Source organism: Streptomyces tubercidicus, assembly GCF_027497495.1.
Lineage (GTDB): Bacteria > Actinomycetota > Actinomycetes > Streptomycetales > Streptomycetaceae > Streptomyces > Streptomyces tubercidicus.
On record NZ_CP114205.1, the window covers coordinates 358,774 to 383,050 of the forward strand.

Genomic DNA, 24,277 nt, shown 5'->3' on the forward strand with positions numbered 1-24,277 from the left:
TTGTACACCTCCCGCATACGGTGGGCGAGCCGCGCGATGCGGAGCGCAGCAGCCACCAGGGCATGTCCGCGATGTCCCGCCGGGCCGGGCTGCCGCACGGGCTTCCGAGGATGGTCCCGTGATCTGCGGCCAGGCGCCAGAGGGCAGGAAGACCCCCGGGTGGGTTCGCCGCCGCGCATATGCGAACCTCTTCGACTAAGGGGACATACCCGGCGACGGCCGGGTGCCACCCCATCGGGAACAAATCGCCCAGGTTGCCGGGGGTTCATGTAACTCTTCCCACAGGCCGGGCGGCTTGCCTGATCGGGCTCTGCCGGTCGGGTGAGCCCGGCGCCGGCACAACGTGCCTGGTCAGCCTGGTTCACCGGGACCCCGGAGGCGGCCCGAGGGCGGCCCGGGGGCCGCCCCTGCCGTCACACTCGCGGTCGGAACGGTATGAGACGTTCGTGGGCATGCATGTTCCCGAGGAGATCCGAGCCGAGGCGGCCGCGCTCATCGACCACCACGCGCTCGGACAGTGGAAGCCGAACGATGCCGACCGGCGGGCCGCCGTGGCGCTGTTCCACTTCCTCGAAACCGGTCTGCCGCTCACGGGCGAGCAGATCCGGTCCGCCCTTGCGCGCACGGAACCGGCCGCCGGGCTGAGTGAGCGACTGCGGGAGATGCTGCGGGCGACCGCCGAGCTGCTCGACGACGCGGCCGAGGCCGAGGCCCCCGCCGGGCGGGACGCCGTCGACCACGTATGCCTCCTCCTGGACGCCCTGGCGCTCTCCCGGCTCGCCGACCGGTGAACGAGAACGCCCGTCCGGAGGAAAAGCTCCGGACGGGCGTTTCTGCGGCTGCTACGGCCCCTATAGGGGCAGCGAGGCGGGCTTCTCGGCCGGGGCCTGCTCATCCTCGGGCACCGAGATCACCCAGTGCGTCTCCTGGCGCGGGCGGAGATAGCACACCCAGTACAGCGCGGCGGCGGCCACGATGGCGCCAGTGATGACCAGGCTCACCGTGCTCTGCTGGCAGAGCACCCATGCCAGCACCACGACCAGCAGCGCCGGAACCGCCGGCCACAGCGGCATCCGCCAGGCCGCCCGGTGCTTGTGCTCACCGCGGCGTGCGACCAGGGCCCCCAGGGCGACGAAGACATACATCGCGGCGACGGCCACACCGGTGACCTCGCTCAGGGTGTCGAGGTTGACGAAACACAGCGCCGCGCCGGGGACGCCCACCGCCAGGGTGGCCGCCCAGGGGGAGCCGAAACGCCGCCCGACGTGCGAGAAGACGCGGTTGACGGCGACCGGCCAGGCCGCGTCGCGGGCCGAGGAGAAGACCACCCGGGAGTTCTGGATCACCATCACGATCGCCGCGTTGATGATCGCCAGGGCGATACAGAGGCTGACGAAGGTACCGACGCCCGAGTTGCTCCAGTCCTGCACCATGCCGGCGACGTCACCGGCGCCGAGGGTCTTCAGATCGGGTGCGCCCAGGGTGATCGCGACCACCGGGATCAGGACGACGGCCGCACCGATGGCGAGGGTCCACAGCACCGTGCGGGAGACATTGCGGCGCGGGTTGTCCATCTCCTCGGCGAGGTACACGGCGGTGGAGAAGCCCTGCAGGATGAAGAGCGCGGTGGCCAGCCCGGCCACGATGAGACCGGCGGTTACGGCCGTGCTCTGGCCGTGACCGGCGTCGATCACGGGGTGCACGAGTACGGACGCGGAGCGCTGGGTGTGGGTGAAGCCCAGGAAGGCGACGACCGCGCAGGCCACGACCTCCAGCACCAGGAAGATCCCGGTGATCCAGGCGTTGGCGCGCAGATCGAGCAGGCCCATCGCGGTGGCCAGCAGCATCACGGCGGCGGCGGTGTACTGCGGATCCAGTTGCACGATCGGCGCCAGATAGTCGGCGGTGCCCAGGGCGATGATGGGCGGCACGATCATCACGACGATCAGTGAGAGCACGAAAACCAGCCACCCGGCGAGGCGGCCCATGAGCGTGCCGACCATGGCGTACTCGCCGCCGGAGCTCGGGATCAGCGTGCCGAGCTCGGAGTAGGTGAAGGCCACCCCGATACACAGCAGGGCCGCGACGGCGATGGTCAGTGCGGTGCCCGTGCCCAGGCCGGCGAAGGAGTCCGGCACGATCACGAAGAGCGAGGACGCCGGGGTCAGACAGGACAGCGTGAGCAGGGTGCCGCCGACGACACCGATCGACCGGGTGAGTTTGGGGCCGGTGGTGGCGTCCCCCTCCGTGGCGCTACGGGTGTCCCGCTCAGGTACTGCGGTGGCAACAGGCGTCTGGGGCATATCGGTATCCGTATCCCATCGGTGCTGGCGGCAGGAGGGGTGGCACTACGGGGGAAGAGCGCCGCAAAGCGGTGCGGACCCGGACATCCACCGGCCCGCTTTGGTGACCGAATACAACCCCTGCCGACGACTCACGTCAAGGTCTCGTTAACGTAGTGAGACAACGAAATCCGTAGCCTTTTCGGGCTCACAGAACGCTTATCCGTGATCCATCGCGGAATTCAAGCGAATTCCGCGGCCGGAGGGAGGCTGCGGATTCCCGCGGCGGACCCCCGCGGTGGATTCCCGCGGTGCGCCATCGGATGCCTCGCCGGTCCGCCCGTCCCCCACCGGCCCGCCGGCACCGCCGTTCGCCCCGCCCCGCCCCGTCAGTCCTGAAACGTATGCGGACGGGCGATCAGCAGCGCGACATCGTCATGGTCGTGCTCATCGCGCAGAGAGCGCAGGAGGCGGTCGCACAGGCCCTCCAGATCCTCCTGGGGCTCGGCCAGCAGTTCCAGCAGGGTGTCCAGGCGGGCGTCGATGGGCTGCTCCCGGGTTTCGATCAACCCATCGGTGTAGAGCACCAGTTGGTCGCCCTCGCGGAGCGGCACCGTGGTCTGCTCGAAGGGCACCCCACCGACCCCGAGCGGCGCCCCGGTGGGCAGATCGAGCAGCTCGGGCGCCCGGTCCGGCCGTACGACGATGGGCGGCAGATGCCCGGCGACGGCGATCCGGCACTCCATGCGGTGCGGGTCGTACACCGCGTACAGGCAGGTGGCGAAGGCCGGGTCGAGTCCGACGGCGATGTGGTCGAGGTGGCGGAGCACTTCGTCGGGGTCGAGATCGAGATCGGCCAGGGCACGGGCGGTGGTGCGCAGCTGGCCCATGGTGGCGGCGGCGTTGATGCCGCTGCCCATCACATCGCCGACGACCAGCGCGGTCTTGTCGCCGGCCACCGGAATGGCGTCGAACCAGTCGCCGCCGACCTCGCTGGCCGCCTGGGCGGGCTGGTAGCGGTAGGCGATCTCCATGGCCGTGGGCTGCGGCGGCCGGTGGTTCATCAGATGGCGCTGGAGGGTGAGCGCGGTGCGGCGTTCGCTCTGGTACGAACGGGCGTTGTCGATGCAGACTGCGGCGCGGGCGGCCAGTTCGACGGCGAGCACCGCATCGTCCTCGTCGAACGGCAGCGGATTGCGGACGCGGTAGAGCGACAGCGCGCCGAGAACCTCACCGCGGGCGATCAGCGGCACGGCGAGATAGGAGTGCAGTCCGGCCTTGCCGAGCAGCGCGGCGCCCTGCGGGTCGGCGGCGATATGCGGCAGATCGCCCTCGGTCACCTGGGGCACGAGCACCGGGCGGGCCTCGGTCACACAGCGGGTGATCAGCCGGTCGGCCTCGTAGGAGGCGATCTGGCCGGTGGGGTCGGCGGCCCGGACGGCTTCGGTGGAGTAGGCGGCGGATACGGCGAGCGCACGGAAGCGGGCCGGGCCGCCACGGGACAGCGAGGTCGGGCGCCGGCCGTCGAGTATGGCGTCAAGGACATCGACCGCGGCCAGGTCCGCCAGCTCGGGCACGATGACATCGGCCAGTTCGTGGGCGGTCTGGTCGACGTCGAGGGTGGTACCGACGGTGGCGGAGGCGTCGGCGATGACCGCCAGCCGCCGGCGGGCGCGGGCGGCCTCGGTGGCGGACCGGTGCTGCTCGGTGACGTCCACGACGGAGGTGGCCAGTCCCAGCACCCGGCCGTGGGCGTCCTCCAGCCGGTAGTACGACACCGACCAGGCCCGGTCGGCGTGCGGGTCGGCGGCGGTGCGGCCGACGGTGAACTGGTCGAGCAGTGGCGTACCGGTGTCGAGGACCTCGCGCATACGGGACGCGACGGTGCCGGCGTCCAGGAAGGACAGCGCCTCCCGGACATCGCGGCCGATGTGCTGGTCGGCGGGCAGATCGTTGATGCGCTCCAGCGCGGGGTTGACCATCACGAAGCGCAGTGACGTGTCCAGGACCGCCAGGCCGATCGGTGACTGGGCCACCAGGCGGACGGACAGCGCCAGATCCCGCTCGACCCGGCGCAGCACGGTCTGGTCGGTGGCGATGCCCAGGGCGTAGGACTCACCGCGCTCGTCCAGCAGCCGCATATTGCGGAATTCGACGAGCCGGGTGCTGCCGTCCTTGTGCTGGACGGGGAAGACCCCGGCCCAGCTCTCCCCACCCGCCATGACCTGGGAGAACAGACCCATCACCAGATCGAAGTGCTCCGGTCCGACCAGCAGCTGCGCGGCGGGCCGGCCGAGCGCTTCCTCCGCGCTCCAGCCGAACAGCGCCTCGGCCTGCGGGCTCCACAGGGTGATCCGTCCGTCCGCGTCCAGCATCACCGCGGCGACGCCCAGCACGTCCAGCAGGCCGCCGGGCTGCCCCGGTGCGGCCCCCGCCGGGGCAGCACCTTCGGGGAACGCGTCGGTCGCACCCATCCAGGCACTCCTTCCGCCGGTCATCACAGACCGACAGCCGTGGCGCTCTCCGTACATCGGCCGGTTCTCGCTGCGCTTCCGTTGCTCCCCATCATCTCTCCACACGGGACGGACCCGCAGGGAGAGCGCGATCCGCAGGGCATCTGCGCCCCGTGCGCGAGCGAGCATTATCTGACGCGATTCCCAGGTCGGCGACCTGGTTGACGATATTGGTGGCGATGATTCCGGCCGGGCTTCCGGCGCGGGCGGACCGAGCAACGGCCGTACGCCGCGCGGCCGACGGGCATCGCTGGCCGCCACGCATCCCCGGGCCCACAGCCCGACTTGGAGATGTCGATCTTCAGCGTTACCCTGACTTTAGTTGCCTGTGGCAACCAAACGTCCACCCCGGCGTACGTGCCCGCACCCGCCGGCGTCAGGAGGAAGCCCGACATCATGCCCACCGCCGCCCGGACATTCCGCACCTACGTGGAGAAGAACCTCGACGCGCTGAGCGCCGACCCGGCGCGCGAAGCCCTGGTGCACCAGGGCCGCCGCATCAGCGCGGGCGACTTCCGCGCACTGGTCCACCGCTTCGCCCGCGCCCTGCACTCCCGGGGCGTCGACCGCGGAGCGACCGTCACCCTGCTCAGCGGAAACCTCCCGGAGACCCTCGCCGCCCGCTACGCCGCCAATCTGCTCGGCGCCCGGGTCAACCACCTCTACAACAAGCTGTCCGCCGAGTCCCAGGCCGATATCGTCCGCGATGTCGAGACCCGGACGCTGATCGTCGACCCGCGGTACGCCGAACGGGCCGCCGAGGTCGCCGAGTTGGCGCCGGTGCCGGACATTCTCGTCCTGGGCCCCGCGAAGCTGGGCGCGGATCTGCTGGAGCTGGCCGCCGGGCAATCGGACGAGCCGTTCGCGAGCCGGGCCCGGCCCGACGATGTGTGCACCATCCGCCACACCGGCGGCACCACCGGCCACCCGAAGGGCATCTGCACCACCTTCGAGCAGGCGCGCCGGTTCCTCGGAGGGCCGCCGCAGCAGCCGGAGTACGAGCCGCGGCTGCTGGCCTGTACGACTCTCGCGCACGCCGCGGGCAACATGGCCGACGGCACCCTGCACGCGGGCGGCACGGTCGTTCTGCTCGACGACTTCGACCCCGGCACCGTGCTCGCCACCCTGGCGCGGGAGCGGATCACGGAGATGTTCCTGCTGCCGCCGCTGCTCTACCAGCTGATGGACCACCCCGACGCACCGCACACCGACACCTCCAGCCTGCGGATGCTGACGTACGGCGGCTGCCAGGCGTCCCCGGCCCGGATAGCCGACGCGGTACGGATGTTCGGCCCGGTGCTGAGGCAGGGCTATGGGCAGAACGAGGCCGGCGGCATCAGCGTGCTCACCCCGGAGGACCACGATCCGGCGCGCCCCGACCGGCTGCGGTCGGCGGGAAAGGTGCTGCCCGAGGTCGAGGTGGCGATCCGCGACGAGTCGGGCCGCGATCTGCCGCCCGGCGAGCACGGCGAGGTCTGTGTCCGCTCCGCCATGATCATGAAGGGCTACTGGAAGCAGCCCGAGCTGACCGCCGACGTACTGCGGGACGGCTGGCTGCACACGGGGGACGTCGGATTCCTCGACGACGAGGGGTACTTGACCATCGTCGACCGGCTCAAGGACATGATCGTCGTGGTCGGCGGCCATGTGTACACCACCGAACTGGAGGACCTGCTGAACTCGCACCCGCAGGTACTGCAGAGCGCGGTGTTCGGCGTCCGGGACGCCGACCGCATGGAGCAGGTGCACGCCGCGGTGGTCCGGGCACCTGGAAGCGATGTCGACGAGCACCAACTGCGCGCGATGGTGTGCGCGGAGCGCGGTGCGATGTACGAGCCGCACCGGATCACCTTCGTCGAGGCGCTGCCGCTGACGGATGTGGGCAAGCCGGACAAGAAGGAGCTGCGCCGGCGGGCCGGGCAGGAGGCCGGCACCCTGGCATGACAGCGACGAGCCGCCGCAGCCAAGGGCTGCGGCGGCCTGTCAGTGCTACTGCCGGTCAGAGGATGCCCAGCAGGCCGAAGGGGAAGCCCCCGAAGCCGTAGCCGTAGTTGCCGTAGCCGCAGCCGTGGTGGCCGTTGTGGCCGCCGAAGCCGTTGTAGCCGCCGAAGCCTCCGAAGCCACCGAAGCCGCCGAAGCCACCGAAGCCGTTGTAGCCACCGAAGCCGTTGTAGCCACCGTGGTGGTGGCAGTGGCGCCAGTGGTGGTGATGGTGACGACCGTGGTGGTCGCCCTTTGACGATGCGGCCGGCGCCTGCGGGGCGGCCGAAGCCATGCCGGCGAGCGGGAGGACGGTAGCGGCGGCAAGGGCCGCGGTGGCCACGGAGCGGCCTATGAACTTGCGCATTGCGTTTCTCCTGTGTGGCAGGAAATCTGACATTTCGATGAGTACCGCGTCTCACCGAAAACCCCGCAGACACGACGGACAGCCACTCCAACGGCCCCAAGAATTGCTCCAGTCGCGGTAATGAATTGGTAAAGTGAACCGGTGAACGGGCTGGTCAGAGCCGCACAATGACGAGGGCCTCGGCATCGGTGGCACCGGCGGCGGACCCAGCGGTAACCGGACGGCGAACAGCGCCGTCCGGGAGAGCGGAGCCGTCGCGGGGCTCCGGGGCCGCCGTACGGACCGCCCGCCCTCAGCGCTTACGGGCCCGGCTCGGCTGGACCCGGGACGGCTCCCCCGGCATCTTCGGATGGTCGGGCGGATAGGGCAGATCGCCGAGTCCCTCGTCCGCCGCCTGCCGGTCCGCGAGCTCCAGGAGGGATTCCAGGCCGAAGGCGTGGTCCGTCATGTCCGCGTGCACATCGCCGAGTTCGGCGAACCGCGGCGGGACGGTCCGCAGATCGAAGTCCTCGGGGGCGGCGTCGGACAGCTCGTCCCAGCGCAGCGGGGTGGAGACGGTCGCCCGGGGCCGGGCGCGCAGTGAGTAGGCGGAGGCGATGGTCCGGTCCCGTGCCATCTGGTTGTAGTCGACGAAGACCTTCTCGCCGCGTTCTTCCTTCCACCACGCCGAGGTCACGAGGTCCGGCATCCGGCGCTCCAGCGCCCGCGCCAGCGTGATCGCGGCGCGCCGGACCTCGGTGAAGGTCCAGTGGGGCCGGATCGGCACATAGACGTGCACGCCGCGGCCGCCGGACGTCTTGGGCCAGCCGCGCAGCCCGTGCTCCGCGAGCAGCTCGCGCAGGTCGAAGGCGACCTTGACGGCGTCCGCGAAGTCGGTGCCGGGCTGCGGGTCGAGATCGATCCGCAGCTCGTCGGGGTGCTCGGTGTCACCGCGGCGGACGGGCCAGGGGTGGAAGGTCAGACACCCCAGGTTGGCAGCCCAGAGCACCGCCGCCGGTTCGGTGGGGCACATCTCGTCGGCGAACCGTCCGCTGGGGAAGGCGATCCGGGCGGTGGGCAGCCAGTCCGGCATCCCCTTGGGCGCCCGCTTCTGGTAGAAGAACTCGCCCTCGATGCCCTCGGGAAAGCGCTGCATGGTGGTGGGCCGGTCGCGCAGGCCCCGCAGCACCCCTTCGGCGACGGCGAGGTAGTACTGCGCGACATCCATCTTCGTGAAACCGCGCTCCGGGTAGTACGTCTTGTCGGGGTGCGACAGGCGCACCTTTCGCCCCGCGACATCCAGTTCGACAGCTCCCGCTCCGGCCATGACTCCACGTTAAATACGGTGCGGCGCCGCCGCGCGCCGGACGGGCGGCGGCGACCGGCCGCCCGGCGCGCGGGAAGCAGCCGCAGCCCGCAGGATCGGGACATGGACCTGCCTGTCATGCCCCCGGTCTCCCCGATGCTCGCGAAGCTGGTGACCAAGATTCCCGCCGGTATGCAGTACGAGGCCAAGTGGGACGGCTTCCGCGTCATCGTCTTCCGGGACGGCGAGGACATCGAGATCGCCAGCCGCACCACGAAGTCCCTCACCCGCTACTTCCCCGAAGTGGTCCGGGCGGCCCGTGCCGAGCTGCCCCGGCGCTGCGTCATCGACGGCGAGATCGTGATCGCCCATGACGGCCGGCTGCACTTCGAGGAGCTGCTGGAGCGGATCCACCCGGCGGAGTCCCGGGTCCGTACGCTCGCCGAGCGGACCCCCGCCTCGCTCGTCGCCTTCGACCTGCTGGCCCTCGGCGACGCCGCGCTGATGGACGAGCCGCAGTCGGCGCGCCGGGAGGCCCTGGTCGAGGCGCTGCGGCCGGCCCGTGCGCCGGTGTACACGGCGCCCGCGACCACGGACCGGGAGGTGGCGCGCCGCTGGTTCACGCAGTTCGAAGGGGCGGGGCTGGACGGGGTGGTCGCCAAGCCGCTCGATCTGCCGTACCGGGCGGGCGACCGGGCCATGTTCAAGATCAAACATGCCCGCACGGCCGACTGCGTCGTCGCCGGGTACCGGCTGCACAAGAGCGGGCCGGTGGTCGGCTCCCTGCTGCTGGGACTGCACGACAGCGCCGGGCAGCTCCAGCACGTCGGGGTGTGCGCCTCGTTCCCCATGGCCAGGCGGCGCGCACTGGTTGAGGAGCTGGCGCCGCTGCGGATGGACGAGGTCACGGGCCATCCGTGGGGCGCGTGGACCGACGAGGCGGCGCATGCCTCGCGGCGGATGCCGGGCGGGCCGAGCCGCTGGAGCGGCGGCAAGGATCTGTCGTGGGTGCCGTTGCGCCCGGAGCGGGTGTGCGAGGTCGCCTACGACCACATGGAGGGCAGCCGCTTCCGGCACACCGCCCAGTTCCGCCACTGGCGTCCCGACCGTACGCCGGAGAGCTGCACCTACGCCCAGCTGGAGGAGCCGGTGGGCTACGACCTGGCGGAGCTGCTGCGGGACTGACCGTAGGGGCCGTACGCACCGGGGCGGCGGGTCAGCTCTCCTCCCGGTCCGGTGGCCATCGGCGCCGGCTCTCCCCGGGAGCGAGCCGGTCCACCACCTCGGCCAGTTCGCGGCAGGCCTGCTCGACCTTGCGGCGGATGCTGTTCTGCTCGGTGACGACGGCCGACAGCAGCAGCGCGGTGAGCGCGGCGGACGCGTTGAGGGCCTGGAGGTTGACCATCGCCTCCAGCAGGCTCTCGCCCGCGAACGGCCCGCTGCGGCCGGTCGCCGCCGTGATGGCCAGCACGGACACCAGCAGCACACAGGGCGCGGCCCCCGCGAGCTGGAAGCGCAGCGCCGCCCACACGATCAGCGGGAAGACCAGGAACAACAGGGATGCCTCGCTGGTGACGGCCACGAGCGAGACCACGACCGAGGCGGCCATCAGGACCGTGGCCTCGGCCCACCGATAGGCGGGGACGCCCCGGGGCGGGCCGATGTCACGGAGGGCGAGGACGAGCGGGGTGATGACGAGGATGCCCATGGCGTCGCCCGCCCACCACGCCGCCCAGGTCCGCCAGAAGCCGCCGGGCGGCAGCGCACCGCTGAGGAGCAGCGTCCCGCTGCCCAGCGTCGCGCTGATCAGCATCCCGCCGAAGGCGCCGAGGGCGACCAGCGCCACCCCGTCGCGCAGCCGGTCCAGCTCGATATGGAAACCCACCTGACGGAGCATCAGGAAGGCGCACACGGGAGCCAGGGTGTTGCCCGCCATGATGCCGAGGACCGAGATCTGGAGCGGGCCGAGGGAGGCGACGACCAGCAGTGAGCCGAGGGCGATGCCCGGCCAGGTCCACAGCCCCAGGAGCAGCAGACAGCTCAGGGAGATGCCCGTGGGAGGCCATAACGGGGAGACCCTGGCACCCGCGATCACCACCTGCTCCAGCAGCCCGATCCGTGCGGTCCCGTAGTAGACGCCGGCGAGCACGAGGATCGTCAGGACTGCTGGTGCGGGACGGCGGAGTTCCTCGGTGCGCACCACGTCAGCCATCAGACATCGCGGACCGCCGGGGGCCGTCCGCGACACGCGCGCCCGGCCCGCGCTTCACCCGGCTCCGGGCGCCGTCGTGTCGAAGCGCAGCACGAGCACCGCCGCGTCGTCGGTGTGTCCGGTGAACTCGGCCACGCTCATCGCGACGTCGGCCACGGTGGCCGGATCGCCGTCGGCGTTGGCGCTGACGAGTCGGGTGACCTGGGTCAGTCCCGCCTCTATCGGGAACGACGGCCCCTCGACGACGCCGTCGGTGAGCAGGACGTACGCCCCGGCGGTGGCGAGCCGCCGGTGGGTGACCGGATAGCTCTCCCCCGGTGCGATGCCGAGCGGCAGCCCACCCGGGTCGTCGGCGAGGCCGGACCGGCCGTTGGTGGTGGCCCAGATTCCGGGCACATGGCCGGCGCGGGCGCTGGTCAGCTCCCGGGCGACCGGGTCGAAGCGGACGAAGGTGCAGGTCGCGAAGAGCCCGCAGTCGACCGAGAGCAGCAGGTCGTTGGCCCGGCTCAGCACCTCTCCCGGGTCGGCGGCGTGGCCTGCCACGGCACGCAGCCCGAAGCGGATCTGCCCCAGGAAGGCGGCCGCCTCGACATCATGCCCCTGGACATCGCCGACGCAGAACGCGAGCGAGCCGTCGGGCAGAGGGAAGCCGTCGTACCAGTCGCCCCCGATGTCCAGGCCGTGCCGGGCGGGTGCGTAGGTGGCGGCGGCGCGCAGTCCCGGTATCGAGGGCAGGACGGCCGGCAGCATCTCCCGCTGCAGCGCCTCGGCGAACTCCACCCGGGCCCGCTGCTTCTCGGCGCCTTCCCGCGCCTGGGCGGTCAGCCGCCCGAGCGTGGTCAGCAGATCGTCCGCGCTCGCCGACCGCGGGGGACGACGCCGAAGCATGGACCGCTCCCGGGTGCGTCGGTGCATGGGCCACCGCGGGCGCTCCGTGCGTCTCCGCAGTGGCCGCCGGACCTGGCCTCATGGGGGCTCGTGGCGAGCCCGCTTCTCCCGATTCATCATATTTCCGCGGGGTGACTTCCGCTTGACGGCCCCGTGCTGTTGACGGGCGACTGGATGCCGCGCGGTACGGCGCGGCGCCGAAGCCGCGCGGGCCGCCTGGCAGCCGGGCGGGATGCGCCCTGGCCCGATCGCCGGCTCACCGGCCCGGCTCAGGGACTGTCGGGTCCGATGGCGTTGTTGATGCGGCGGCCGATCTCGCGCAGCTGTTTCTGCTGGGCCTTGGTGAGGGGATCGAGCACCAGGCGGCGCACCTCCGCGACATGGCCGGGGGCGGTGTCCACGACCTTGCCCCAGCCCTCGTCGGTGAGGAGCGCGAGGGTGAAGCGGCCATCGGCGGGATCAGCGGTGCGGTAGAGCCAGCCCTCCTTCTCCAGGCGTTTGACCGCATGGGAGAGCCGGGAGAGCGAGCCGTCGACGAAGTCGGCCAGGGCGCTCATCCGCAGCGTGCGCTCCGGGCTCATGGAGAGCCCGGCCAGGATCTGGTACTCGAAGTGGCTGATCCCTGCGTCGCGCTGAAGCTGGACGTCCAAAGCGGCCGGGAGCCGCACCACGGTGCTGACCAGAGCCAGCCACGTCGCTTGCTCATCGTCGTCCAGCCAGCGGGGCTCACCTGCACTCATGCCCCCACTTTAGCTTGAGCCTTCAACTCGGACACCCACTGTCTTGGCTTGAACGTTCAAGAGACTTTACTTGACGATTCAAGTTCGACCACCCTAGCGTTGAGTTGAAAGTTCAACCAATTGTTGGGAAGCGTCCCTCATGAACATCACCTTGTGGATCATCACGAGCGTCCTGGCCCTGGCCTTCCTCGCGGCCGGCCTGATGAAGATCAGCCAGCCGAGGGAGAAGCTCGCCGCCTCGGGCATGGCCTGGGCCGAGGACTTCTCCCCGGGGTCGGTCAGGGCGATCGGCGCCGTCGAGGCGCTGGGCGCCTTGGGGCTGATCCTCCCGGCCGCGCTGGGCATCGCGCCGGCCCTGGCGGCCTGGGCCGCCGTCGGACTCGCGGCGACCATGCTGGGCGCCGCCGCGGTGCACCTGCGCCGCAAGGAGGCGAAGGCGATCCCGGTCAATCTGGCGCTGCTCCTCCTGGCCGCCGTTGTGACCTGGGGCCGCTTCGGCCCCTACGCCTTCTAAGCCAATCCCCCTCTCCCCGCGTGATCTTGCAGACAGGGAATCGACATGATCGACCGCCGCAACGCCCTCCGAGCCGGAGGCGCCGCAGCCCTGGGCGCCCTCGCCATCACCGCGGTAGCCAGCGGAACCGACCTGGCAGCCGCAGCCACCGGCGACCGGGAACTGCTCGGCGACCCGGCCTCCACCCCGCAGGCCGAGCCGCTTTGGCCGACCCACCTGACTGATACGGAGCGCAAGCACCTCAAGGTCTTCGACGAGCTGGACTTCGTCGTCTACTCCGGTCAGCAGTGGGACCGACTCAGTGAGAGCCACGCACAGAACATCCGCGTCCACTGGCCCGACGGCCACTACACGGACGGCATCGACCGGCACATCGCCGACATGAAGAGCCAGTTCGTCTGGGCGCCGGACACACGCATCACCGAGCACCCGATCCGCATTGCCAAGGAAAACCTGACCTCGGTGACCGGAGTGATGAAGGGCACCTTCACTCGCCCCATGCCGGACGGCAAGGGCGGCGTCATCCAGCCGACGGGCAAGAAGTTCTCCATCAACATGGCCACGGTCGGCATCTGGAACAAGCACGGAGTGATGGAAGAGGAGTTCCTCTTCTGGGACAACCTGACCTTCTACCAGCAGATCGGCCTCGCCTGACCCGTGCGTGGCCCGGCGGTGCGGGAACCGCCCGGCCACGCAGAGGAGCAACGCGAGCCTTGGTTCAGAGGAGCCCGCCGGCCCTCATCCTCCATAGCCGCTGCCGCGGCCGCGTTCAGGCGGCCGCGGGCCGGGCCACCGCCAGGTGCCGGACGCCGGACCGTACGGCCCAGAAGAAGACCGCGAGCGCGAGGATGGCCACGGTGACCGAGTCGTACGGGGCCGGCAGCCGGCCGGAGCCCTCGAAGGTGCCCAGCCAGGAGAGCAGCGTCAGGGCGATCAGATAGGCCACCATCCAGGCGCCGGTGCGGAGTTCGGCGCCGAGCGGGCGGAACGGGCCGGCGCCGTCGCTCTCCCGGGCGGCCCGGTCGCGCGCGCCGGGGCGCATGGCCAGGAAGATCAGCAGGCCGCCGAGCACGAGGGGCAGCGCGAGCCGCAGGTCGTGCCAGCCCGACCAGTAGACGAACTCGCTGGCCACCACGAAGCTGAGCGGCGCGATCCAGCGCAGCCCCGGCACCCAGCCGGCGGTGCGGCCGCCCGGTTCGGCGCGGAAGACGGCGACCGCGACCGCGGAGGCGGCGTAGATCAGCAGATACATATCGCCCATGACGCTGACGATGTCCTGCCAGCCGCCGAACGGCAGCAGAAAGACCATGATGACGACGAGGTTGATGGCCAGCGCCCGGCGCGGGATACCGAACCGCTCGTTGACCTTCATGAAGTACCGGGGGATGGTGCCGTTCTTGGCGAGCGCGTAGGTGTGCCGCCCGTTGAGGGCCACGCCCACGTAGGCCGAACCGCCGGGCGAGATCACCGCGTCCGCGTACAGCAGGCTGGCCAGCCAGTGCAGGTTGAGGATCAGGGCGAGCTGGCCGAAGGGGGACTCGAAGGAGACCCCGTGCCAGCCGTTGCCGAGCAGATGCTCGGGGACGGTGAAGAGGAACGCCAGCTGCAGGGCCAGATACATCAGGACGGCGAGGCCGATGCCGGTGAGCACCGCGGCGGGGATGGTCCGGCGGGGGTTGCGGGTCTCGCCCGAGAAGTCCAGCGGGGCCTGGAATCCGTTGACGGAGTAGACGATGCCGCCGCCGGCCAGCGCGGTCAGGCAGGCGACATAGCCGTACGGGGCGAATCCGCCGTGGTCGGTGAGGCGGCCGGAGTGCCAGCCGGAGGCGATCAGCGCGATCACGGTGACCACCGGCACCACGATCTTGAACACCGAGATCGCGTTGTTGAGCTTGGCGAACATCCGCACCGCGAACCAGTTCAGCGCGGTCAGCAGGACGCTGAGCCCACCGGCCAGGGCCAGCCCGGCGAGCGTGAGGGTATGGCCGTTGTAGATGCCCGGGAGGTAGTGCGCGGCGTACTGCATGATCGCGCTGATCTCGGCCGCGGTACCGCCCACCGACAGCAGCGTCGACCAGCCGATGAGGGTGCCGACGAGCCGGCCGCTGGCGAACAGCGGCCAGCGGACCGTACCGCCGCCCTCCGGCCGGGTCGCGCCGAGTTCGATCATGACCAGGGCGACCAGCCCGCACAGCACACCGGCCCCGACCCAGGAGAGCAGCGCCGCGGGGCCGGCCGTCTGGGCCGCGTACAGGGCGGCGAACAGCCAGCCGGAGCCGACGATATTGGAGAAGCCGATGCCCGTCAGTCCCCAGAAGCCCAGGTCACGGCGCAATCGGCGCTCCTGCGCCTGCACTTCCGGGACGGCGGCCCCGTCGCCCTCACCCGATACCCGACGCTCCGCCACGAGAACGGCCTCCTTGATTCACTGTTACGGCTCGCCGGACCCTACTCGACGATCACCGAAGGGGAATCACGCGTTCCACCAGCGGACACTTCCACCACGGAGCGCAGCGGAACGGCGGCCGTACGCTGCGTCCCCGGCACCCGGCCGGACCGGAAGCGGCGCAGGTGAGGCCGGGTGCCCACACCCTCATCTGGCGCGATCTTGTGCGCATTGTTTGCGGCAGGCGGGTAGGAGACCGCCGGGGGAAGCCGCGTCGGCACCAGAGGGCGGCTCCTGCCGGGATGGTCGTATCGAGGCGAGGAGACGTCGGATGACATTGCCGTGGCGTGAGGACGAGAGCTGGCGGCGGCGCTATCCGCAGGCGGGGCCCGACTGGACGCAGGGTATGCCGCAGGGCCGCACCGACGCGCTGACGCCCATGGGGCGGGTCGAGCAGTACGGCCAGATGGGCAGCGCACTGCGCGGTGGGTGGCTGGCGCCCTGGCAGCGCAAGGTGATCTTCAGCTGCGTGGTCGGGGCCGTCGTGGTCGCCGCGGTGTCGGTGCTCCTGGTCGCCTTCGGCTGACCACCCGTCAGGCCCGGCCCCAGGGATCAGCCGCAGGTCCAGCAGCCCGACCAGCATGCGGAGCGGTGCGCGGGGTGCCGCTTGCCCGGCGGAGGTTCCGCAGGCCGGGCGGCCTCGGCGAGGGCCTGGAGGCCGGCGAGCTGGGCGCACAGCACGACGCTGATCGCCGCGATTTCCTCCGGCTCGGCATGGCCCTTCTCGATCCGCAGCCAGGATGCGGGCTCGCTCGCGTCGACGGGCACGCTTCCGTCGGGCGACGCGGGGCGGTCGACAGCCGTGGCCTCCCCGGCGGCCGTGTCCCCCGGGGAGGGTGTGCGCTCGCCGGAGGAGGGGTCGGCGGCGGTCCCGCTCTCGTCCGGGGCCGCACCCCCGTCGGTGAGGGTGTCCTCCTCGACGGGTGGGGCCCCGGTGACGGCGGGGCGCTCGCCGACAGGGACGGCGGCGCCGTTGTCGGTGTGCTCCTCGATGGTGGTGCCCTCGGCGAGGCGGGTGGCCTCGCTGAGGACGGTGCTCGCGTCGGTGGATGTGCTCATGTGTGGGGGTCCGTGGGCTCGGCGGTGGTGCGCGGGGTGTGACCTGCCACCCGGTGCCGCACGGTGGGTGTTCGGGCAGGTCACAGGGCCGACGCTAAGAGCGTGCCGGGGCGCTGTCGCGCGCTGGGCCCGCCTGCTGCGCCATTCGGACGACCCGCCGGGGGCCCAGGCGTGATATCCGGGGCCGGGGCCGTGTTGCTCCCGGTCCTCACGTCGTGGGCGACGAGCATCGCGCACAGGTATGTGCAGGCACGCGGCTGCCGGATGACGCAGTCAGGATGGCGGGACGATGAGACGTGATCAGGCCGACGACGGGTGTGCCGCTCCGCGGCACGACGGACGCCGGGGGTTTTTGAAGTGTGCGGCGGGGATCGCGGGGGCGGCCGCGGCGGGGATCGGCGCGCAGACGGCCGCGGAGGCGGCGGGCCGGCCCGTGGGCGGGTTGCGCGACGGCGGGCTGCTGCCCGACAAGGTGGCCTTCCACGGGCGCCATCAGTCCGGCATCGTGACCCCGCAGCAGCTCTTCGCCGGCTTCGTCGGCTTCGATGTGCTGGCCCAGGACCGTGACGGTCTGACCTCCCTGTTCCAGAAGCTCACCAGGCGGTCGCGGGTGCTGGCGGCCGGTGTGAAGCCGCGCGACGAGCAGGTCGCCTCGGAGGATCCCACCCCCGACTCCCTGAGCATCACCCTCGGCGTGGGCGCCTCACTGTTCGACGACCGCTTCGGCCTCTCCGGGCACAAGCCGCGCCACCTCAAGGCGATGCCGGCCTTCCCCGACGACCGGCTGGAGCCGGCCCGCTGCCACGGCGATCTGTCGTTGCAGATCTGTGCCCAGCACCCGGACGCCATCGTGCACGTACTGCGCGATCTGGCGCGGGAGACGGAGGGCCTGCTGCGGCCCCGCTGGCGTACGGACGCCTTCCTCAACCCGTCGCGGCCCTCGGGGTCGCCGCGTACCTTCGTCGGCTTCAAGGACGGGATCGTCAACCCGGACACCGGCTCGGCCCGGGAGATGGACCGGCTGCTGTGGGTGACCCCGCCCTGCGGCGAGCCGGACTGGGCGCTGGGCGGCAGCTATCAGGTGCTGCGTCTGATCCGCTTCCACATCGAGAAGTGGGACAAGGTGCCGGTGGCGCGCCAGGAGAAGATCTTCGGGCGGCGCAAGGCGAGCGGAGCGCCGCTGGACGGTACGCACGAGTCGGACGCGCCGCGGTACCGCGAGGACCCGCACGGCAAAAAGGTCCCGCTCAACTCCCATATCCGACTGGCCAATCCCCGCACCGACAAGACCGACAAGTCCCGCTTCCTGCGCCGGAGTTACAACTACGACGCGGGTTACGACAGCAAGGGACGGATGGACCTCGGGCTGGTCTTCTGCGGCTACCAGCAGAACCCGGAGCGGCAGTTCGCCGCCGTACAGCGGCGTCTGCGGCACGAGCCGCTGTCCGAGTTCATCACCCCGATCGGCGGCGGCTACTTCTTCATCCTGCCCGGGGTACGGGACGCCGACGACTGGTTCGGGTCCCAGCTGCTGCAGAAGACCTGAGCGGGCCGGTCACACGGCACGAGGGCGGCGCCCGGTCCGGGTGCCGCCCTCGTGCCGTACCCGGGCCCCGCCCACCGTCAGCGGGCGGGGATTCCGGGGGAACGCGCCTCAGCAGATCCGCGGCAGCTGCTCGCCCAGCGGCAGATCGACGACCCGGGTACCGCCCAGCGGCGTGCGGGCCACGACCATGCCGGGGTGGGTCTCGACGGTCTCCCCGATGATCCGGGCACCGGCGCCCAGGGGGTGCGCCCGCATCGCGTCCAGCACCGCGTCGGCGTGCTCGCGGGGGACGAACGCCACCAGCTTCCCCTCGTTGGCGACGTACATCGGATCCAGGCCGAGGATGGCGCAGGCATTGGCGACGGCCGACGGCACCGGGACGGCGCGCTCCTGGACGACGATGCCGGTGGCGGAGGCGGTGGCGATCTCGCACAGGGCGGCGGCCAGCCCGCCGCGGGTGGGGTCGCGCAGCACATGCAGATCGGGGGTGACGGCGAGCATGCTCTCGACGAGGCCGCCGAGGGCCGCGCAGTCGCTCTCGATCTCGACGCCGAACTCCAGGCCCTCACGGACGCTCATGATGGCCACACCGTGCAGGCCGATGTCACCGCTGACGATCACCACATCGCCGGGGACGACGCGCTGCGGGCGCAGATCGACGCCCGCCGGGATCAGGCCGATACCGGCGGTGTTGAGGTAGACACCGTCACCGTGGCCCGCTTCGACGACCTTGGTGTCGCCGGTCGCGACCTCGACCCCGGCGGCCCGTGCCGCCGCGCCCATGGCGTCGGCGACCCCGGCGACCACCGGCATCTCGACACCCTCCTCCAGGATGAAGCCGCAGGAGAGATAGGCCGCTCGGGCGCCGCTCATCGCGAGGTCGTTGACGGTGCCGTTGACGGCGAGATCGCCGATGCAGCCGCCCGGGAAGAAGAGCGGCCGCACGACATAGGAGTCGGTGGTGAAGGCCAGCCGGACGCCCCCGAGCGATACCGCGGCGGAGTCGCCGAGCTGGGCGAGGATCTCACCGCCGAAGGCGGGGGCGAAGATCTGCTGGACGAGTTCGGCGGACAGCGCGCCCCCGCCGCCGTGTCCCATGACGACGCGGGGCTGATCGCGGAGCGGGGTGGGGCAGGTCCAGCCGGAGATGTCGACGGTGGGCAGTCCGCGGTCGGCCGGGGTGGGGCCGCCGGGGGTGGGGTGTCGGGTGTCAGGCAACGGGGCTCGCCTCCTGCGGGGTGGGCGTGGGGCCGAGTCGGCGGTAGAGGTAGTAGGCGGCGCAGGCGCCCTCGCTGGAGACCATGGTGGCGCCGAGCGGGGAGCGCGGGGTGCAGGCGGTGCCGAAGGCTTCGCACTCGTGCGGTTTGATGAGCCCCTGGAGGACTTCCCCGCTGCGGCAGGCGGCGGGTTCGCGGGTGGTGATGCCGTCGACGGAGAAGCGGTACTCGGCGTCGTAGTCGCGGTAGCGCTCGGACAGCCGCCAGCCGCTGTCGGGGATGGTGCCGATACCGCGCCAGGAGCGGTCGGTGACCTCGAAGACATCGGCGAGCATGGCCTGCGCGGCGGGGTTGCCCTCGCTGCGGACGGCGCGCGGGTAGGCGTTGTCCACGGTGTGTTCGCCGCGCTCCAGCTGGCGGACGGTGCGGCGGATGCCCTCCAGGATGTCCAGCGGTTCGAAGCCGGTGACCACGATGGGCACCTGGAAGCGGTCGGCCAGTGCGGGGTACTCCCCCATGCCCATCACACTGCAGACATGGCCCGCGGCGAGGAACGCCTGGACCCGGCAGCTGGGCGAGGTCATGATCGCCTCGATCGCGGGCGGCACCCGGACGTGCGAGACCAGCAGGCTGAAGTTGGGGATGCCGAGCTTGCGGGCCTGATGGACCGTCATGGCATTGGGCGGTGCGGTGGTTTCGAAGCCGATGCCGAAGAACACCACCTCGCGGTGCGGGTTCTGCTGGGCGATCTTCAGGGCGTCGAGCGGGGAGTAGACGACCCGGACGTCGCCGCCCCGGCTGCGTACCTGGAACAGATCGCGGTCGCTGCCGGGGACCCGGAGCATGTCACCGAAGGAGCAGAAGATCACGTCGGGGCGGGAGGCGATCTCCAGGGCCTTGTCGATGACCTCCAGCGGTGTCACACAGACCGGACAGCCCGGACCGTGAATCAACTCGACCTCGTCGGGGAGGAGTTGGTCGATGCCATGCCGGATGATGGTGTGGGTCTGCCCGCCGCAGACCTCCATCAGGGCCCAGGGCCGGGTGACCGTGGCCCGGATCTCGTCGAGCAGCCGCCGGGCCAGCTCGGGGTTCTGGAATTCTTCGAGGTACTTCACCGGCTCGTCTCCCGCGCTCCGTCGTTGCGGGCGGCCGGGGGTGTGCCGCCCGCCCCGTCCCATCCCTCGGGGGCGGCCGCCTCCCAGGGGTCGCTGAACTCCTCCTGCAGCAGGCCCAGTTCCTCGAACAGGGCCAGCGTCTGCCGGGCGGATTCCTCGTCCAGGCGCTGCAGCGCGAAGCCGACGTGGACGATGGCGTACTCACCGACCTTCAGGTCGGGGACGTACTCCAGGCACACCTCCTTGACCACACCGCCGAAGTCGACGGTCGCCATGCGGGTGCCGTCCCGTTCCTCGATGTCCAATACCTTGCCGGGTACCGCCAGGCACATGGGGCCTCTCCTCGTCGTGGGTACGTTGCGTCCGCCGCGCCGCGGTGCCGCTCAGCGCACGGCGGCTCCTGCCGTGCGCGCCGCCACGACGATCTGACCGAGCGCCAGGCCGCCGTCGTTGGGCGGGACGCGGCGGTGGCGCAGGACCGTGAAGCCGTCCTGCCGCAGCAGGCGGGCGGTGGCCTCGGCCAGCAGGGTGTTGGCGAAGACTCCGCCGGTCAGGGCCACGGTCGTCAGACCGGCGCGCTCCCGGGCCAGTGCGCAGCCGCGCCGGACGAGGTCGGCGACCGCGCCGTGGAAGCGGGCCGCGATCAGCGGTACGGCGGTGCCCGCGCGGAGGTCCGCGATGACGGCGGTGAGCACCGGTGCCGGGTCCGCGACGAGGTCGGCGGCCGCCGGTCCCGTCTGCCCGCCGCGCAGCGCGAACGCGTAACCGGGGCCGGGGTCCTCGCCCGCGGTCAGGGCCGCGGCTTCGAGGGCGATGGCGGCCTGGGCCTCGTACCCGGCGTGGTGACAGACCCCGGCCAGCGAGGAGACCGCGTCGAAGAGCCGGCCCATGCTGGAGGTGGGCACGCAGTTGAGGTCGCGTTCGAGCTGCCGGGCCAGCAGCCGCCGCTCATCCGGCGGGCAGGCCGCCACCGGGGGCAGGTCCCCGTCCCAGTCGATACCGGCGGCGCGCAGATGGGCGAGGGCCATCCGGTAGGGGCGCCGTACGGTGGTGTCGCCACCGGGCAGCGGCACATAGCCGAGCTGCCCGAAGCGGCGGTAGCCGTCGTAGTCGGCGAGCAGGATCTCGCCGCCCCAGATGGTGTGGTCGTCGCCGTAGCCGGTGCCGTCGAAGGCGACGCCGATGACGGGCCGGCCGTCGCGCAGTCCGTGTTCGGCCATGGCCGCGGCGATATGGGCGTGATGGTGCTGGACGCGCACCAGCGGCCGGCCGTCGGTGTGGGACTGCGCCCACCGGCCGGAGCGGTAGCCGGGATGCCGGTCGGCGGCGAGGAGTTGCGGGCGCACGCCGGTGACCGTCTCCAGATGCGCCTCGGCCCGTTCGAAGGCGAGCTGGGTGGCGAGATCGTCCATATCGCCGATGTGCGCGGAGAGCCAGGCGCGGTGCCCTTCGGCGAGGCAGAGCACGTTCTTGAGGTCGCCGCCGGTCGCGAGCGCGGGCCGGACCGGCACCGGGAGGGGGACCGGGAACGGGGCATAGCCACGGGAGCGGCGGACGAACAGCGGCTCCCCGTCGCTGACGCGGACCACGGAGTCATCGCACGGAATCCGGATCGGCCGGTCGTGGGTGAGCCAGGCGTCCGCCAGATGCGCGAGGCGCCGTACGGCCTCGTCGTCGTCGGTGACGATCGGTTCGCCCGCGATATTGCCGCTGGTCATGACGAGCAGCCGGGGCCCCGGGGGGTCGCCGGGCAGCCCGAGGAGCAGGTGGTGCAGCGGCGTGTACGGCAGCATGACGCCCAGGTCGGGGCTGCCGGGGGCGACGGCCTCGGACAGTGTGGGTGCGCCGGGGGCCGGGGCGGGGTGCGGGGTGCGGCGCAGCAGGACGATCGGGCGTACCGGCCCGGTGAGCAGCGCGCGCTCCTCCGCTCCCACCCGCACCAGGTGGGCCATCTCGTCGATATGGCGGGCCATCAGGGCGAAGGGTTTGTCGCCACGGGCCTTGCGGTGGCGCAGCAGGGCGACGGCGGTGTCGTCGGAGGCGTCGCAGACGAGGTGGTAGCCGCCGAGGCCCTTGACGGCCACGATCGCGCCCTCGGCGAGCAGCCGCCGGGTGTCGGCGACCGGGTCGGCGCCGGGGGCCGGGCGCGGTGGGCGGGTGCGGTCGGCGGGGTCCGCGGTCAGCAGCCGCAGCCGGGGGCCGCAGTCATGGCAGGCGATGGGCTGGGCGTGGAACCGCCGGTCGGCCGGGTCCGCGTACTCCCGTGCGCAGCGGGGGCACATCGGGAAGCGGTCCATGGTCGTCAGCGCCCGGTCGTAGGGAACCCCGGTGACGATGGTGAAGCGCGGCCCGCAGTGGGTGCAGCTGAGGAAGGGGTGCCGGTGGCGGCGGTCGGCCGGGTCGGTCAGCTCGGCGAGGCAGGCCGCGCAGGTGGCGGCGTCCGGGGCGACCAGGGTGCGGGAGGGGCCGTGGGCGCGGGAGGGGAGGATACGGAAGCCGGTGTCGCCGGCCGGCGCGATCTCCTGGCCGTCGACGGTCTCCACTACGGCCAGCGGTGGGGCCTCACCGCTGAGGCGTTCGCCGAAGCGGGCCAGCGCCGCGGGGGCGCCCTCGACCTCGGCGACGACGCCCTCGCCGGTGTTGGTCACATGGCCGGTCAGGCCCAGTTCGGTGGCGAGGGTGTGCACGAACGGGCGGAAGCCGACGCCCTGGACGACGCCGCGCACGGTGATCCGACGGCGTGCGGCGGCGGTGGAAGGGGCCGTCGCGGTGGTCCCCTCGGCCTGCCCTGTCGTCATGAGCGGCTCGACGCCACGGTGTCGGGGTCGGTGGTGTGCGCGTGGCCGGCCGGGTGTGCGTGGGCGTGCTCGTGATCCCCGTCGTGGGCGTGCTCCCCGGCGTGCGAGTGCCCCGCTGCGTGAGCGTGCTCCCCGGCGTGCGAGTGCCCCGCTTCATGCGAGTGATCCGCCGCGTGGGTGTGCCCCTCCTCGCACGGCTGGCCGCCCTGGGCGTCATGGACGTGGTGGGACTTACGGGTCATGACCGGGATGTGCACCGGAGCGCCATCCCGGGCCGCCAGCGCCCGGTCCAGCAGCAGCCCGTCTCCCGTACCGCCGCGCGCCGAGGTGAAGACGACCTCCACGCCGGGGTTGATGCGTTCGACGTTGGCGCGGAACTCCTTCTCGTCGAACGACACCGCCTCGGCGATATCGGTCTTGGTGACCACCACCAGATGCGCGAGTCCGAAGGCGGTGGGGTACTTCAGCGGCTTGTCCTCGCCCTCGGTCACCGACGCCAGCACCACCCGCAGCGTCTCCCCGAGGTCGTAGGAGGCGGGGCAGACCAGATTGCCGACGTTCTCGATGAACAGCAGCCGGGTGTCCGCGGGGAGCCAGCCGTGCAGATGCCCGCCCAGCATCTCGGCCTCCAGGTGGCACAGCCCGTCGGTGAGCACCTGTTTGACGGGCACTCCGGAGCGGGCCAGCCGGACCGCGTCGTTCTCGGTGGCGAGGTCCGCGGTGAGCGCCGCGACGGGGATGCCCCGGCTCCGGGCGAGGGTCAGCTCACGCTCCAGGAGCGCGGTCTTGCCGCTGCCGGGGCTGGAGAGCAGATTGACCAGCGCGGTGCCGCGGGCGGCGAGGTCCTCGCGCAGGGTGTGGGCACAGGCGTCGTTCTTGGCAAGGACCGCCTGTTGCAGGTCGACGACACGGCACATGGTTCAGCGCTCCTCGGGAGTCGGGGCGTGTACCGGGGCGTCGTTCCAGCACACGCTGACGATCTGTAGTTCCCGGCCGGACAGCAGCTCGGCCGTGGCTCCGCCGCAGCCCGGACAGCACAGCTGGGGCGGCATGCCCACCGGCCAGGTGTCCGCACAGGGGCCGCAGCGGGCGCGGGCCACGACGGGGTCCGTCACCAGTTCCGCCCCCTCCAGCACCGTTCCGGCACAGGCGAGTTCGAAGGAGAAGGCCAGCGCGTCGGGGACCACCCCGGCCAGTTCGCCGACCTGCAGCCGGATGCTGTGGACGGTGGTGGCCCCGGCGGGGCGGGCCGCGCTTTCGACCTGGTCCACGACGGCAAGCGCGATGGACATCTCGTGCATCGGTCCCTCTC

The 24,277-nt window shown here is 71.7% G+C and carries 22 protein-coding genes; 7 read left to right on the forward strand and 15 right to left on the reverse strand.

From position 1 onward, the window contains the following. Positions 1 to 452 precede the first annotated feature (452 nt). Positions 453 to 791: a hypothetical protein gene (locus STRTU_RS01560; protein ID WP_269777306.1), complete on the forward strand. Its 339-nt coding sequence runs from the start codon at positions 453 to 455 to the stop codon at positions 789 to 791. 60 nt (positions 792 to 851) lie between these two features. Here the strand turns inward: STRTU_RS01560 and STRTU_RS01565 are convergent, their stop codons facing one another. Both STRTU_RS01565 and STRTU_RS01570 read right to left on the reverse strand, forming a co-directional pair. After that, positions 852 to 2,303 carry an APC family permease gene (locus STRTU_RS01565; RefSeq protein ID WP_269777307.1) on the reverse strand — a complete coding sequence of 484 codons (1,452 nt, stop codon included), beginning with the start codon at positions 2,301 to 2,303 and terminating at the stop codon, positions 852 to 854. A gap of 368 nt (positions 2,304 to 2,671) precedes the next feature. Beyond that, positions 2,672 to 4,756, reverse strand: coding sequence for a SpoIIE family protein phosphatase (locus STRTU_RS01570; RefSeq protein ID WP_269777308.1), 2,085 nt, complete (start codon positions 4,754 to 4,756; stop codon positions 2,672 to 2,674). Between the two features lie 435 nt (positions 4,757 to 5,191). Between STRTU_RS01570 and STRTU_RS01575 the strand changes: the two genes are divergently transcribed. After that, positions 5,192 to 6,739, forward strand: a complete 1,548-nt coding sequence (locus tag STRTU_RS01575) for an AMP-binding protein (protein WP_269777309.1) — start codon at positions 5,192 to 5,194, stop codon at positions 6,737 to 6,739. A gap of 55 nt (positions 6,740 to 6,794) precedes the next feature. Here STRTU_RS01575 and STRTU_RS01580 read toward each other — a convergent pair whose 3' ends face one another. Both STRTU_RS01580 and ligD read right to left on the reverse strand, forming a co-directional pair. After that, positions 6,795 to 7,142 (reverse strand): hypothetical protein, encoded by a 348-nt coding sequence (locus STRTU_RS01580; protein ID WP_269777310.1) that lies wholly within the window; start codon positions 7,140 to 7,142, stop codon positions 6,795 to 6,797. Positions 7,143 to 7,434: 292 nt separating this feature from the next. Further along, on the reverse strand, positions 7,435 to 8,448 hold the full coding sequence (ligD, locus tag STRTU_RS01585) for a non-homologous end-joining DNA ligase (RefSeq protein ID WP_269777311.1): 1,014 nt from the start codon (positions 8,446 to 8,448) through the stop codon (positions 7,435 to 7,437). Between the two features lie 102 nt (positions 8,449 to 8,550). Between ligD and STRTU_RS01590 the strand changes: the two genes are divergently transcribed. Continuing rightward, positions 8,551 to 9,612 carry an ATP-dependent DNA ligase gene (locus tag STRTU_RS01590; RefSeq protein ID WP_269777312.1) on the forward strand — a complete coding sequence of 354 codons (1,062 nt, stop codon included), beginning with the start codon at positions 8,551 to 8,553 and terminating at the stop codon, positions 9,610 to 9,612. A 31-nt stretch (positions 9,613 to 9,643) separates the two neighbouring features. On the opposite strand, the gene STRTU_RS01595 is transcribed toward STRTU_RS01590, so the two are convergent. The 3 genes from STRTU_RS01595 to STRTU_RS01605 all read right to left on the reverse strand — a co-directional run bounded on the left by STRTU_RS01595 (position 9,644) and on the right by STRTU_RS01605 (position 12,267). Further along, positions 9,644 to 10,630, reverse strand: coding sequence for an MASE1 domain-containing protein (locus tag STRTU_RS01595; protein WP_269777456.1), 987 nt, complete (start codon positions 10,628 to 10,630; stop codon positions 9,644 to 9,646). 63 nt (positions 10,631 to 10,693) lie between these two features. Then, positions 10,694 to 11,527 carry a PP2C family protein-serine/threonine phosphatase gene (locus STRTU_RS01600; RefSeq protein ID WP_269777313.1) on the reverse strand — a complete coding sequence of 278 codons (834 nt, stop codon included), beginning with the start codon at positions 11,525 to 11,527 and terminating at the stop codon, positions 10,694 to 10,696. A gap of 269 nt (positions 11,528 to 11,796) precedes the next feature. Next, complete coding sequence (locus STRTU_RS01605; RefSeq protein WP_269777314.1) at positions 11,797 to 12,267, reverse strand: MarR family winged helix-turn-helix transcriptional regulator; 471 nt, start codon at positions 12,265 to 12,267, stop codon at positions 11,797 to 11,799. A gap of 139 nt (positions 12,268 to 12,406) precedes the next feature. Here STRTU_RS01605 and STRTU_RS01610 point away from each other — a divergent pair, with 139 nt between their 5' ends. Both STRTU_RS01610 and STRTU_RS01615 read left to right on the forward strand, forming a co-directional pair. Then, a complete protein-coding gene (locus STRTU_RS01610; protein ID WP_269777315.1) occupies positions 12,407 to 12,781 on the forward strand; it encodes a DoxX family protein in 375 nt (124 codons plus the stop codon). 45 nt (positions 12,782 to 12,826) lie between these two features. Further along, positions 12,827 to 13,435, forward strand: coding sequence for an ester cyclase (locus STRTU_RS01615; RefSeq protein WP_269777316.1), 609 nt, complete (start codon positions 12,827 to 12,829; stop codon positions 13,433 to 13,435). Positions 13,436 to 13,550: 115 nt separating this feature from the next. Here STRTU_RS01615 and STRTU_RS01620 read toward each other — a convergent pair whose 3' ends face one another. Further along, positions 13,551 to 15,188 carry an APC family permease gene (locus tag STRTU_RS01620; protein WP_269777317.1) on the reverse strand — a complete coding sequence of 546 codons (1,638 nt, stop codon included), beginning with the start codon at positions 15,186 to 15,188 and terminating at the stop codon, positions 13,551 to 13,553. A gap of 310 nt (positions 15,189 to 15,498) precedes the next feature. On the opposite strand from STRTU_RS01620, the gene STRTU_RS01625 reads away from it, so the two are divergent. Then, a complete protein-coding gene (locus STRTU_RS01625; RefSeq protein WP_269777318.1) occupies positions 15,499 to 15,753 on the forward strand; it encodes a hypothetical protein in 255 nt (84 codons plus the stop codon). A 26-nt stretch (positions 15,754 to 15,779) separates the two neighbouring features. Here the strand turns inward: STRTU_RS01625 and STRTU_RS01630 are convergent, their stop codons facing one another. Beyond that, on the reverse strand, positions 15,780 to 16,286 hold the full coding sequence (locus STRTU_RS01630) for a hypothetical protein (protein WP_269777319.1): 507 nt from the start codon (positions 16,284 to 16,286) through the stop codon (positions 15,780 to 15,782). A 289-nt stretch (positions 16,287 to 16,575) separates the two neighbouring features. On the opposite strand from STRTU_RS01630, the gene STRTU_RS01635 reads away from it, so the two are divergent. After that, positions 16,576 to 17,832 (forward strand): Dyp-type peroxidase, encoded by a 1,257-nt coding sequence (locus STRTU_RS01635; RefSeq protein ID WP_269777320.1) that lies wholly within the window; start codon positions 16,576 to 16,578, stop codon positions 17,830 to 17,832. Between the two features lie 108 nt (positions 17,833 to 17,940). Here the strand turns inward: STRTU_RS01635 and hypE are convergent, their stop codons facing one another. The 6 genes from hypE to STRTU_RS01665 are packed head-to-tail and all read right to left on the reverse strand — an operon-like array spanning position 17,941 to position 24,266. Continuing rightward, complete coding sequence (hypE, locus tag STRTU_RS01640; protein ID WP_269777457.1) at positions 17,941 to 18,996, reverse strand: hydrogenase expression/formation protein HypE; 1,056 nt, start codon at positions 18,994 to 18,996, stop codon at positions 17,941 to 17,943. Between the two features lie 46 nt (positions 18,997 to 19,042). After that, entirely contained in the window at positions 19,043 to 20,167 is a 1,125-nt protein-coding gene (gene hypD / locus STRTU_RS01645; protein ID WP_269777321.1) for a hydrogenase formation protein HypD, read from the reverse strand. Then, positions 20,164 to 20,499, reverse strand: coding sequence for a HypC/HybG/HupF family hydrogenase formation chaperone (locus tag STRTU_RS01650; RefSeq protein WP_159741866.1), 336 nt, complete (start codon positions 20,497 to 20,499; stop codon positions 20,164 to 20,166). The genes hypD and STRTU_RS01650 overlap by 4 nt, the downstream gene beginning before the upstream one ends. 51 nt (positions 20,500 to 20,550) lie before the next feature. After that, complete coding sequence (gene hypF, locus STRTU_RS01655) at positions 20,551 to 22,965, reverse strand: carbamoyltransferase HypF (protein WP_159741867.1); 2,415 nt, start codon at positions 22,963 to 22,965, stop codon at positions 20,551 to 20,553. After that, entirely contained in the window at positions 22,962 to 23,882 is a 921-nt protein-coding gene (gene hypB, locus STRTU_RS01660) for a hydrogenase nickel incorporation protein HypB (protein ID WP_159741868.1), read from the reverse strand. Before hypB ends, hypF begins: the two co-directional genes overlap by 4 nt. Positions 23,883 to 23,885: 3 nt before the next feature. Further along, on the reverse strand, positions 23,886 to 24,266 hold the full coding sequence (locus STRTU_RS01665) for a hydrogenase maturation nickel metallochaperone HypA/HybF (RefSeq protein ID WP_159741869.1): 381 nt from the start codon (positions 24,264 to 24,266) through the stop codon (positions 23,886 to 23,888). Positions 24,267 to 24,277 lie beyond the last annotated feature (11 nt).

Excerpts from the sequence above, each read along its gene's own strand:
- STRTU_RS01560 (WP_269777306.1), top strand. The coding sequence starts at position 453 with ATGCATGTTCCCGAGGAGATCCGAGCCGAGGCGGCCGCGCTCATCGAC.
- STRTU_RS01565 (WP_269777307.1), bottom strand. The coding sequence starts at position 2,303 with ATGCCCCAGACGCCTGTTGCCACCGCAGTACCTGAGCGGGACACCCGT.
- STRTU_RS01570 (WP_269777308.1), bottom strand. The coding sequence starts at position 4,756 with ATGGGTGCGACCGACGCGTTCCCCGAAGGTGCTGCCCCGGCGGGGGCC.
- STRTU_RS01575 (WP_269777309.1), top strand. The coding sequence starts at position 5,192 with ATGCCCACCGCCGCCCGGACATTCCGCACCTACGTGGAGAAGAACCTC.
- STRTU_RS01580 (WP_269777310.1), bottom strand. The coding sequence starts at position 7,142 with ATGCGCAAGTTCATAGGCCGCTCCGTGGCCACCGCGGCCCTTGCCGCC.
- ligD (WP_269777311.1), bottom strand. The coding sequence starts at position 8,448 with ATGGCCGGAGCGGGAGCTGTCGAACTGGATGTCGCGGGGCGAAAGGTG.
- STRTU_RS01590 (WP_269777312.1), top strand. The coding sequence starts at position 8,551 with ATGGACCTGCCTGTCATGCCCCCGGTCTCCCCGATGCTCGCGAAGCTG.
- STRTU_RS01600 (WP_269777313.1), bottom strand. The coding sequence starts at position 11,527 with ATGCTTCGGCGTCGTCCCCCGCGGTCGGCGAGCGCGGACGATCTGCTG.
- STRTU_RS01605 (WP_269777314.1), bottom strand. The coding sequence starts at position 12,267 with ATGAGTGCAGGTGAGCCCCGCTGGCTGGACGACGATGAGCAAGCGACG.
- STRTU_RS01610 (WP_269777315.1), top strand. The coding sequence starts at position 12,407 with ATGAACATCACCTTGTGGATCATCACGAGCGTCCTGGCCCTGGCCTTC.
- STRTU_RS01615 (WP_269777316.1), top strand. The coding sequence starts at position 12,827 with ATGATCGACCGCCGCAACGCCCTCCGAGCCGGAGGCGCCGCAGCCCTG.
- STRTU_RS01625 (WP_269777318.1), top strand. The coding sequence starts at position 15,499 with ATGACATTGCCGTGGCGTGAGGACGAGAGCTGGCGGCGGCGCTATCCG.
- STRTU_RS01630 (WP_269777319.1), bottom strand. The coding sequence starts at position 16,286 with ATGAGCACATCCACCGACGCGAGCACCGTCCTCAGCGAGGCCACCCGC.
- STRTU_RS01635 (WP_269777320.1), top strand. The coding sequence starts at position 16,576 with ATGAGACGTGATCAGGCCGACGACGGGTGTGCCGCTCCGCGGCACGAC.
- STRTU_RS01650 (WP_159741866.1), bottom strand. The coding sequence starts at position 20,499 with ATGTGCCTGGCGGTACCCGGCAAGGTATTGGACATCGAGGAACGGGAC.
- hypF (WP_159741867.1), bottom strand. The coding sequence starts at position 22,965 with ATGACGACAGGGCAGGCCGAGGGGACCACCGCGACGGCCCCTTCCACC.
- hypB (WP_159741868.1), bottom strand. The coding sequence starts at position 23,882 with ATGTGCCGTGTCGTCGACCTGCAACAGGCGGTCCTTGCCAAGAACGAC.
- STRTU_RS01665 (WP_159741869.1), bottom strand. The coding sequence starts at position 24,266 with ATGCACGAGATGTCCATCGCGCTTGCCGTCGTGGACCAGGTCGAAAGC.